The sequence below is a fragment of the Citrobacter sp. Colony219 genome (assembly GCF_019382635.1).
Lineage (GTDB): Bacteria > Pseudomonadota > Gammaproteobacteria > Enterobacterales > Enterobacteriaceae > Citrobacter > Citrobacter youngae.
This window is the reverse complement of sequence record NZ_CP080033.1, coordinates 4388954-4399966: the sequence shown is the minus strand read 5'-3', so window position 1 is coordinate 4399966 and position 11013 is coordinate 4388954. Positions and strand designations below refer to the sequence as shown.

Sequence of the window (11013 nt, the reverse complement as noted above, 5' to 3'; positions counted from 1 at the left end):
CGCCTGCCAGCATCGGTATTTCGCTGTACTGCAAGCCTTCCATCTCCAGACGGAAATCCGGGCCAGCAGTTCCCTGCGCGCTACGGGAGCTGGCGTACAGCGTTGCACCGCTCTGGCTGCCGTTGCGCATAGCGATCATCGGCTTAATAAAGGCAATTTCTTCCGGCGTCGCCAGAATATACACGGCATCAACACGGCCGCTGCCGCCGGTGATCTGCGCATCTGTAGGCGCAGCCGGAATCGTCAGACCGCCAATCGTCACGCCAGGTTGCGCAGGTACAGAGGAGGCCACCGGGCTGCCCGTCAGGGAAATTCCCGAACCGCCGTTGACGCCCATTTTCAGCTCGGCGGTGGAGCCAAATTTCTGCTGCAACACTACGCCACCGCCCAGCTTTTGCCATTCCTGAGCAAAGGCATTGGCAACGCGATCACCTAACGAACTCCGCGGGATCAACAGCAGTGGTGCTTGTTTTCCTTGTTCACGGATGTGGCGTGCGGCATCGCGCGCTTCATCTTCTGGCGACAAAGCGAAGTAGCAGACGTTCGGCAGGTTTTTCACCGACTCCGGCTGATTAAGCGCCAGCACGTTTAATGGCGTGTTGCTTTTCATCAGCTCTTCAACATTGTTTTTCAACAGCGGACCAACCACGATGCTGGCGCCATCCTGCTGGACCTGAGTCAGGATTTGGTTCAGTGGCTGTGATGAGGTGTCGTAGATTTTCAGCTCTGCGGACGGATTCGCCGGTGCGCTGGCGGTGGTTGGCTGTGCAGGTGCTGTTGGCTGTGGGGCTGCAGCTTCTGGCTGTGCTGGCGTCTCGTTAGTCAGATCGCTGACTGACGCCTGAGAAGGGCTGGCAACACCGTCAGTCGTTTGCGGCTGTTCCGTGGTCGTCGCAGTTGTTGTATCCACAACAGGCGCAGCTACAGCTGGGGCCGCTACGGGTTGAGTACCCATATTTTTCGCCGCTTCAAAGCCTTGCTGAATAGTCCGGCCAAATACAGCGGCCTGACCGTTCAGCGGCAGCAGCAGCGCAATTTTGCTGGTGGAGGCGGGCTTAAAGCTCTGCACGTTAACCAATTGCGTTGGCAGCATTTTTGCGCCCGGGTTTTGCGGATAACGTTTCTGCCAGTCAGCAATACCTGCTTTCATCATGTCCGGATCGTTACGGTTATCGAACCAGACGCGCTGGAGATCCAGCCAGCCTTGCAGCACGTTTTCATCCGCATTGATGACCAGCGCCTGCGCTTGTTCCTGGGTCATGGATGACAGCGCCTGCCAGGTGGCATCGATGTTTTTCTGCTTAGCATTCGCGGGCAGCAGCGGTTCCTGGGCGATCAGGGCGCGCAGTAGCGTCAGTGATGGGCGCCCCTGGTTGACGTCGATTTGCGCCTGCCAGTATCTGGCCTGCTGGTTTTGATCGAAATCGGCAGGAGTGAGTTTATCCAGCAGGGCCTGAGCGCCAGCGATATCTTTCTGCGCGAGCTTGATCTCGACGGCGAGCAACGACTGCTCACGACGCTGAGTATCGCTGAGTTTCTGCGGTAGCTGGTTGAATAGCTCGGTAGCCTGCTGGCTCTTGCCTTCTTTCAGCAGTGCACGAATGGCGAGTAATTGCCAGTTGGTCTTGCTATCATCTGAGCTTTGCTGCATTTGTTGCAGATAAAAGCCGGAATCAGCCTGCGCAGTGCCCTGCATATGGGCTGCACTCTGGTCTGGCACCTGGGTGCCACAGCCTGCGAAAATCAGTGCAGCCAGAATGACTGGTAGCGCGCGCGCGGCTTTCAAACGAGAAAATGTTGAGGGTACCATACTGTATCCAGTGATATTTTTTTACTCAATGCTCAATATTAAATCGGCAATACGGACGACACAATGAAACAACACGAATCGGCGGATAATTCTCAAGGCCAACTCTTTATTGTACCTACTCCTATAGGAAATTTGGCTGATATTACCCAACGAGCGCTCGAAGTTTTACAAGCCGTTGATTTGATTGCCGCTGAAGACACCCGTCATACAGGATTGTTGTTACAACATTTCGCGATAAACGCCCGTTTGTTTGCGTTGCACGATCACAATGAGCAACAAAAAGCGGAAACGCTGGTGGCGAAACTCAAAGAAGGGCAAAACATTGCGCTGGTTTCCGATGCCGGAACGCCGCTGATTAACGATCCTGGCTACCATCTGGTGCGCACCTGTCGCGAAGCGGGGATCCGCGTTGTTCCCCTGCCTGGTCCTTGTGCGGCGATTGCTGCCCTGAGCGCTGCTGGTCTGCCTTCAGACCGTTTCTGCTACGAAGGCTTCCTGCCTGCGAAATCCAAAGGCCGCCGTGATGCGATGAAAGCCATTGAAGCTGAACCGCGTACGCTGATTTTTTATGAATCTACCCACCGCTTGCTGGATAGCCTGGAAGACATGGTTGCCGTTTGGGGCGAATCCCGTTACGTGGTGCTGGCGCGTGAGTTGACGAAAACCTGGGAAACCATTCACGGCGCACCGGTCGGCGAACTGCTGGCGTGGGTCAAGGAAGATGAAAATCGTCGCAAAGGCGAAATGGTGCTGATTGTTGAAGGGCATAAAGCGCAAGAAGACGATCTGCCTGCCGATGCGCTGCGAACCCTGGCGCTGCTGCAGGCCGAACTGCCGCTGAAAAAGGCCGCCGCGCTGGCCGCTGAAATCCACGGCGTGAAAAAGAATGCGCTGTACAAACACGCGCTGGAACAGCAGGGAGAGTAAGAGAGGCTGGATTAATCGCCAGCTTGTCGGAAGAACGCGCTGAAAGCGTTGCAGCAAAAAGGAAAGTTGCAACGCGTTGGTGCGAAGAAAAGCGGGATGTGGCGGGTAAAAAACTAAACGATCAGTAACTCAACGCCTGTTTTAGCCAGCGCTGATTTGTCCTGCTTGCTGATGCTATCGTCGGTTATCACGCAATTAATCTTCTCCATCGGCAATACCTGATTAAAGCCACGGCGATTGAACTTTGTCGCGTCCAGCACCGCGATGACCTTATGTGCGGCAGCTGCCATGACGCTGCTAATGGAGTAGCCTTCGTTAAATGTCGTAATGCCATTTGTGGCATCAATCCCATCGGCACCCACAAACATCAGGTCAGCGCTGATCCCTTGTAGGGAACGCTCAGCGATAGTGCCATGCATTGAATGCGTTTTATGGCGCACGGTTCCACCGCAGACGACCAGCGTAATGTCTTTGTTTTCCGACAACGTGAATGCGGCGGGTAGGCTATTGGTAATAACGGTGATATTACTTTTTCGGTTTAACGCCTCCGCGATAAGCAAGGTGGTGCTTCCGCTATCGAGAATGACGGTCATGCCTTCTTCGACCATTGCGGTCGCGGCCTGGGCGATCCTTTTTTTCGGATCGCTGGCAAGTTGATACCGCTCTTCCAATATCACTTCCTGATTGTCGCCTTCAGCCAGGTGGCTTCCTGGTTTTGCCGCTCCGCCGTGAAAACGGGTGACAAGACCTTTCTCCTCTAATAACCGCAGGTCGGCGCGAATAGTCACTTCAGAAATACCAAAGGTATTCGAAAGGTCCATTACCAGCACGCTGCCTTGCGTATTAATCAGGTCGACAATTTTGTTCCTTCTCTCAAATGAGTTCATATTGATTTACCTGATAATTTAACTATCACTAGTTTAATCGAAGGATTGCGAAAGGTGAACGCTAAATTTCGAAAGGAAATGTGAGCCAGCGCAGGTTGCTGGCTCGTGAGGTCAGGCAAATTTGAGCAGAATTTTTCCCTGCATCGGTGCGCCATTGAGCGATGTTACCGCTTTGGCAAAACTGTCAGCATCGCCGCTATGGGCAATTAACGGCTCCAGCTGTAAACGTTTTTCGGTCAACAAGCGTGCAGCGGTTTCCCACTCCTCTCCTGGCCATGGGCTGGAGTAGTTCATCCAACTGCCGAGAATGGTTAATTCCTTACGCAGTATTTGGCCAAATACACTGGAAGTCAGCGTCAGGTCCTGATGCAATGTACCCACTAACGCTACCTGTGCGCGAGGACCTGCAATTTCTACAGACAGGGCTACGGTTTGTGGTGTTCCTGCTGTCTCCAGTACAAGCTGATCGAACTGCAAATCGGCCAGTGCAGAATAGATTTCCGCCGCGCCCATCTCCCGGCTATTGAATACGTGAGTGGCTCCCAACTCTTTCGCTAACGTCAATTTTTGCGGGTTGATATCAATCGCCGTGATGCTTTTGGCGCCGAGTTCGCGGGCGCATTGCAGTGCCAGTAAACCGATAGTACCCGCGCCCACAATAATCACGTTTTTATCTTCGCAGCCCTGGGCCAGATGGAAGGCATGCAAACCGACGGTAATCGGTTCGATGAATGCCCCGTCATCAATCGGCATATCTGATGGCAGTCGGAACAGATTGGCGCGTTTTACGACCACATATTCCGCATTGCCCCCTTCGCTACGCGAACCGACAAACTGATATTGCTTACACAACGAAAAGTAACCACGCTCACACTGAGGACAGTGGAAGCAGGGGAGCAGCGGCACACAGGCAACGGCGTCGCCTGGTTGCATATCAGTAACGCCAGTGCCGTAGGATTCAACATAACCACTAAATTCATGACCCAGCGTTATTGGGTAATAATGCGCACCATGAGAGAAAATACGCGGGATATCAGAACCGCAAAGTCCTGAACTAACCACCCTGACCAATACATCGTTATCGGCTTGCAGTTGGGGCATGGGACGTTCTTCAACGCGTACGTCTCCCTCAGCGTGAATAACCACTGATTTCATAAGAGTCTCCAGAAATGTGAAGGGGAGCAAATGCTCCCCAGAAATTAAGATGTGGGCTGGCTTTCTGAGATAGCGGCTGCTTTTTCGGCGGCGACGAAATTACGTGCCCGGCGCCAGGTCAATAGCACACCTGCGAAGTAAATGATGGCAATAACTGCAAACGCCACGACGTTTTGCCAGGTAAAGAGCTGAATCAGTAACCAGGTGATCGGCGAGCCCCCCTGGTCCAGAGAGGCGACCATTCCACCTGCTTTCAGTGCCCCGGCGTTGGCGGCAAGCTGAGTGTGTAAGCCGATGGTCTGGGTGGCGATCCACAAGGTGATGCCCATGATGATGACGCCAGAGATCAGCGTGCGGAATAGATTTCCCTGATGAACGGCTACCGCCATTGCGACGAAGAACCCAATAGTGGCAAGATCACCGAAGGGCAGAACCTGATTACCTGGGACCAGCACGGCAATCAGAATGGTCAGCGGAATAAAGATCAGGCTGGCGGAAACCACCGACGTATGGCCGAGCAGCAATGCGGGATCCAGACCAATTAAGAACTCCTGACCGCCAAATTTCGCCTGCAGGCGTTTGCGGGCATGCTTCGCGATAGGTGTTAAGCCATCCATAATCGGTTTAATGACGCGCGGCATGAGCAGCATAACGGCAGCAGTTTTTACCGCCAGTTGCAATACTGCTTTGATGTCATACCCGGCTAACAAGCCGATCACTAAGCCCATAACAAAACCGACGGTGACTGGCTCACCAAAAGGACCGAAGCGTTTCTGTACATCATCTGCACTGAAATGAATGCGATTCAGACCCGGGATTTTTTCAATGATCGTATCAACCAGGACCGCTATTGGCCCCAGATAGGCTGATGAGCCGTGTGGGATGGCAATACCTTCGAGACCGAAAAAGTCGCGCGTGTCTTTCGCAAACCAGTCGCCAAGTTTGTAGACAAATGCGGCGTGAACAACCACGCCGAGAATGCCCAGCCAGTATGAACCGGTTGCCAGATGCAACATGGCGCCGGTAAACGTCATATGCCAGATATTCCAGATGTCGACGTTCACCACGCGGGTCATGCGGGTAACCAGCATCAGGATATTCACACCAATGGCGACAGGAATCGCAATTAGCGCAATTTGCGAAGCCCAGGTCATTGGTGATGAACCCGGCCAACCAACATCAATGACATGCAGGTTGATTTGAAACTGCTCCGCCATTGCTTTTGCGGCAGGCCCGATAGAATCCAGCATCAGGCCAATAACCAGACCAATGCCGACGAAGCCGATCCCAATATGCAGACCAGATTTAAAACAATCCCCGAGCTTCATCCCCAATAGTTTTGAGAAGATGATGATCACGAGCGGCAACATAACCGTTGGACCTAAATCGAGGATATAACGCATTATTTCGCTAAACATGGCGTTACCCCACGAGGATAGTCAGTATTTTTTGCTGCAACGCTTCGATACCTACGCCTGAAACAAAAGGCATGCCGTGGACCACAGGGATATCGCCAAAAGTACGGTCAACACGGGCGGTGGTACAGATAAGATCTGCTCCATCCATATAGGTTTCGATTTCCGTTACCCGGCACTGAACCAGGTCGAGTTGGATATTGTTGGCTTCACACAATTCTTTAATTTCTTCTGCTGCCATTGTTGAAGTTGCTACAGCACCGCCACAAGCCACAATTACTTTACGTTTCATAGGGTATTCCTTTTATTATCAGTTTTTTATCAAGCCTGGGCGCAAGGCTCAGACTCAAGGATTTTTTCCCGAAAGAGCATTGCCAGTTCAGCATCTGGCGCATTCAATAATGCTTCAATGGTGTTCGGGTTTTGCAGCTCACTAAACAGACGACGCAGGAGCTTCAGCTGCGCCGTCGGGTTTTCAACGATTAAGGCAATAATTAAAGAGACCGCTATCTCTTCATCATCATCTGCCTGCTGAAAGTTGACAGGCGTCTCTGGGCGAATCAGATAGATAGCTGGCGATTTCGCATGAACGGCTTCACAGTGCGGGATCGCAACGGCATGATGTTCCAGCGCGATTCCAGTTGGAAAGGTTGCTTCACGCTCAATCAGGGCCTGCGGGTAGCTTTCATGCACGACCCCTTTGGCCAGCATCTCTTCCCCAATGTGCACCAGCGCATGCTGACACGAGCTAAAATTAATTCCGGTTCGGACAAAGAGTTGGCTCATATATTCTCCAGATTTCAGGCGATAACTGGCGCGCAGCCAAAGCGATAGGCACGCAGAACGTCCTGGATTTTGTCGATAATCAGATTATGTGGTGTAGCTGTGAGCGTTCCTTCTGGCAGGCGCTCAAACTGCACGGGCATAAACTGGCTAATTAGTCCCAGCGGTAATGCCACACCGTTCAGGTTGGCAATTAACTTTTCCACGCTTTGACGAATACGCGGATGAGGCCAGTAGTAGCGAATACGGTCAGACAAGCTGAAGTGAATATCGACCATCGCCTGGCTCCAGGTTGGACGATAGTATTTTTTCCAGTAGTCCGGCTCATTCAGCATGACTTCATCAATCACCTCCAGCACCCGGCTCCGTTGTTCCGGAGAGATCAGCTCATTTTCCATTTGTGCCAGCGCAAAAATAGCTTCGCGAAGGGCGAAAGTCAGCGCGGGACCGACTTTCAGAATCGCATAGTGGTCACGTACCAGGTCACGATAGGCCTGACGGGTTTGATAATCTGTGGAGTGCGCCTCGTAGACCATCGGCGTCTCTTTGATCCAGGCGGAAAGCGCTTGTGCGGCTTGTGGTTGATAGTGAATGATCTGTGTGTGATCAAACTCTACGCCTGGCTGGACGACAATGGCGATCACACGGGTTAATGCTTCTTCAAGCCCTAATGCGCGAAAAGCGACCTGGTGTGTTTCCAGAGTACGGGCAGCATCTTCTTCGCGGGTAACATGTACGGTACCAATAGTACTGGCTTCTCCGCCAGGTACAGGAACTTCTGTCCCTATAACGTAAGTTAATTGGCGTTTCTGTTCTTCAGTGGCTGTTGCTTCTGCGGCCTGGCATAACACAGCGGCGCGCTCGGCGACAACCATTGGATCCAGCGGTGTGGGATCGTCAGCACAGGACATAGAGGCATCAAGATGGATTTTACTGAATCCAGCGGCGACATAAGCTTTAATTAAATCTACGGATTTCGCCATTGCCTCTGCTGCCGGTTCATTTTGCCAGCAGTTAGGACCGAGGTGATCGCCCCCGAGAATCAGTCTTTCACGAGGGAAACCGACTTGTTCTGCAATGTTATACACAAAGTCACGGAAATCGGCAGGCTTCATCCCGGTATAGCCGCCAAACTGATTTACCTGATTAGATGTCGCTTCGATCAGCACTTTACTGTCTGTATTGAGATCAAAACGTAGTGCGGATTCAATCACCAGCGGGTGGGCTGAACAAACAGAACAAATTCCCAAATGTTCACCCGCTTTATGACGAGAGATTATTTCTTTCACTTCTATCTCCGATATCTTTTGTTTATCTTCATAATATTTTTGGATTGAAGGCAAAGGGTAAAAGCATCTTTCGTGATCCAGCTTTAAAAACAAACCTTTGTCAGCACCCGTGCAATTCAAATTAATGAAGGACTTACAGCTTTCCTTCGCAGCCGCAGTCGGCAATGACTTTACGTACCACCTCTTTCATCGCTGTTTTTGCTGGCACCATGTAGTGCCGTGGATCGTTCGCATCGGTGTGGGCGCTCAGGTAGTTTTTGAGTGCGTCAGCAAAGGCGATTTTGAGTTCGGTAGCGACGTTGACTTTGCAGATCCCGAGAGTGATTGCGCGTTTAATATCCTGAGGGGGCAGGCCGGAAGCGCCATGTAAAACTAAAGGAATATCAACGCATTGACGAATTTCCGCTAACCGTTCAAAGTCCAGTTTTGGTTCTGCGGTGTACAAGCCATGGGCAGTGCCAATGGCGACTGCCAGTGAGTCGATACCTGTTTTTTCTACGAACTCTCGAGCCTGCTCAGGGTGGGTATAAAGTGCATCCTTGCCATCCACGATCAGATCATCTTCTTGCCCGCCCAGGCGTCCCAGTTCTGCTTCAACGCTGACGTCATAGTGGTGGCAGTAATCCGTCACGCTTTTGACCAACGCGATGTTATCGGTAAACGGTAAATGGGAGCCGTCGATCATGACAGAGCGAATCCCTGCGGAGACTTTCGCTTCAATATCGCTGACGCTTTCATGGTGATCGAGATGAATTGCCAGGGGGTGGTTCCAGCTTCTGGCCAGCTCGCTGGCGATAGCGACTATATTACCTACACCAGCGTAGCTAAACGTACCTGGCGTTCCGGCGACGATCAACGGAGAACGTAGCTCGGCAGCCGTTTCCACGACAACCTGTAAGGTCTCGAGATTGTGGATGTTAAACGCGGGGACGGCGTAGCCCTCTTGTTGAGCCTTCTTCAGCATCGTTTTGCTTGAAATGATAAACATACTTCCTCCGAAGTCTTTCGATTTCTTTCTTCGAAATAAAGTATAGGGTTTCGTAATGTTTTTTTGTGATTTCGATCTGAAAAATGAAAGTTTCGAAAGTAATGGGAGGGTTGCGAAAGTTTATGCCAAAAAAAAGAGCATGCCCGTAGACATGCTCCTGAAGAAAAAACAGTGAAAAATCAGGTTACCGGTGCCGGGTTAAATACCGCCAGCTGGTTATGTAATCCCCACTGATCCGAGAAGGTTTTCTTACGACCGCTGGCCACGTCGAGAATGAACTTGAATAGCTTTAACCCTACTTCTTCGATGGTTTCTTCTCCGGTCGCGATGGTGCCTGCGTTGATGTCCATCAGGTCAAACCAACGATTAGCCAGTTCAGTTCGCGTCGCCATTTTTATCACCGGCACGGCCATCAGACCGTACGGCGTACCGCGACCGGTGGTGAACACCTGCACGGTAATGCCGGAAGCAACCTGCTGCGTACCACAGACAAAATCGCTTGCCGGGGTGGCGGCATAAATCAGGCCGCGCCTGGTTGGACGCTGACCCGGCGACAATACTTCGACAATCGCGCTCTTGCCTGACTTGGCAATAGAACCCAGCGCTTTTTCCACCACGTTTGCCAGACCGCCTTTCTTGTTACCCGGAGAGGGGTTAGCGCTGCGGTCAGTTTTTCCCATATCGAGATAGTTGTCGTACCAGGCCATCTCTTCGAGCAGACGCTTGCCCACCTCTTCGTTAACTGCCCGTGGGGTCAGAAGATGGATCGCATCGCGGACTTCGGTCACTTCCGAGAACATCACGGTCGCACCGCAGCGAACTAGCAGGTCGGAGGCATAACCTACCGCCGGGTTGGCCGTTACGCCAGAAAACGCATCGCTGCCGCCGCATTGCATGCCGACAACCAGTTCTGATGCCGGACAGGTTTCGCGCTGGCGCTGATTGAGCTTTGCCAGGTGGCGCTCAGCGACCTGCAAAATGTCTTCTACCATGGATTTAAAACCAACGTGTTTTTCATCCTGCAGGCTGACGATACTGGCGCTGTCTACCGGAATACTTTTCACATCGTGAGTACCTTCCAGCAGGCGCTCAGGCTGGAGTTTTTCGCAGCCAAGGCCGATGACCATTACTTCACCGCCGAAGTTCGGGTTCAACGCAATATTGTGGATTGTACGAATCGGCACGATGGCGGCTGGGGCATTGATCGCCACGCCGCAGCCGTACAAGTGATTGAGCCCCACCACGCCGTCGACGTTCGGATATTTGGGCAGCAGATCGCGCTCAATGATTTTCACTACATAGTCCACCACGCCCGCCACACAGTGCACGCTGGTGGAGATGCCGAGCAGATTCTTGGTGCCGACGCTGCCGTCAGCATTGCGGTACCCTTCGAAGGTATACCCCTCCAGCGGCGGCAGCGGTTCCGGGACTTTGGTTGCCAGCGGTAATGTTTCCAGCGGCGGGGCTTTTGGCAGTTCAACCATCGATTCATCGATCCAACTACCGCGGGGGATATCGCGAACGGCATAGCCTATCACTTCGCCATAACGCACGATTTCGCCGTGAACAGGAATGTCCACGAGCGCCACTTTATGACCCTGGGGAATATGTTCAATTAGCTCCAGTCCATCAGGAAAACGTGTCCCGGCTTTCAGACCATTGTCATTGACAATAATCGCCACATTATCTGTGTCGTGAACTTTAATATAAAACGCCGTTGGCGATTCTTGTCTAATTTCGATGTCGGCCATTGTCCAGT

10 protein-coding genes are annotated in these 11013 nt (G+C 52.2%); 1 reads left to right on the top strand and 9 read right to left on the bottom strand.

The window, feature by feature from the left end:
* A partial coding sequence (locus tag JTI85_RS19405) for a penicillin-binding protein activator (RefSeq protein WP_255574894.1) occupies positions 1-1810 on the bottom strand: 1810 nt, incomplete at its 3' end.
* Between the two features lie 63 nt (positions 1811-1873).
* Between JTI85_RS19405 and rsmI the strand changes: the two genes are divergently transcribed.
* Entirely contained in the window at positions 1874-2737 is an 864-nt protein-coding gene (gene rsmI / locus JTI85_RS19400) for a 16S rRNA (cytidine(1402)-2'-O)-methyltransferase (protein ID WP_003024942.1), read from the top strand.
* A 113-nt stretch (positions 2738-2850) separates the two neighbouring features.
* Here rsmI and JTI85_RS19395 read toward each other — a convergent pair whose 3' ends face one another.
* From JTI85_RS19395 to garD, 8 genes are all read right to left on the bottom strand, one after another.
* Positions 2851-3624, bottom strand: a complete 774-nt coding sequence (locus JTI85_RS19395; protein WP_048213375.1) for a DeoR/GlpR family DNA-binding transcription regulator — start codon at positions 3622-3624, stop codon at positions 2851-2853.
* 111 nt (positions 3625-3735) lie between these two features.
* The gene (gatD, locus tag JTI85_RS19390) at positions 3736-4779 is read right to left on the bottom strand and encodes a galactitol-1-phosphate 5-dehydrogenase (protein ID WP_219351922.1); all 1044 of its coding nucleotides are present in this window, start codon (positions 4777-4779) and stop codon (positions 3736-3738) included.
* A gap of 44 nt (positions 4780-4823) precedes the next feature.
* Positions 4824-6197 (bottom strand): galactitol-specific PTS transporter subunit IIC, encoded by a 1374-nt coding sequence (locus JTI85_RS19385; RefSeq protein WP_048213373.1) that lies wholly within the window; start codon positions 6195-6197, stop codon positions 4824-4826.
* 4 nt (positions 6198-6201) lie between these two features.
* The gene (gene gatB / locus JTI85_RS19380) at positions 6202-6486 is read right to left on the bottom strand and encodes a PTS galactitol transporter subunit IIB (RefSeq protein WP_003828616.1); all 285 of its coding nucleotides are present in this window, start codon (positions 6484-6486) and stop codon (positions 6202-6204) included.
* Positions 6487-6515: 29 nt separating this feature from the next.
* Positions 6516-6980: a PTS galactitol transporter subunit IIA gene (gatA, locus tag JTI85_RS19375; protein WP_048213372.1), complete on the bottom strand. Its 465-nt coding sequence runs from the start codon at positions 6978-6980 to the stop codon at positions 6516-6518.
* Positions 6981-6994: 14 nt separating this feature from the next.
* Positions 6995-8266, bottom strand: coding sequence for a tagatose-bisphosphate aldolase subunit GatZ (gene gatZ, locus JTI85_RS19370; protein ID WP_199945803.1), 1272 nt, complete (start codon positions 8264-8266; stop codon positions 6995-6997).
* A 133-nt stretch (positions 8267-8399) separates the two neighbouring features.
* Entirely contained in the window at positions 8400-9254 is an 855-nt protein-coding gene (locus tag JTI85_RS19365; RefSeq protein ID WP_219351920.1) for a tagatose bisphosphate family class II aldolase, read from the bottom strand.
* A gap of 179 nt (positions 9255-9433) precedes the next feature.
* A complete protein-coding gene (gene garD, locus JTI85_RS19360) occupies positions 9434-11005 on the bottom strand; it encodes a galactarate dehydratase (protein ID WP_219351918.1) in 1572 nt (523 codons plus the stop codon).
* Positions 11006-11013 lie beyond the last annotated feature (8 nt).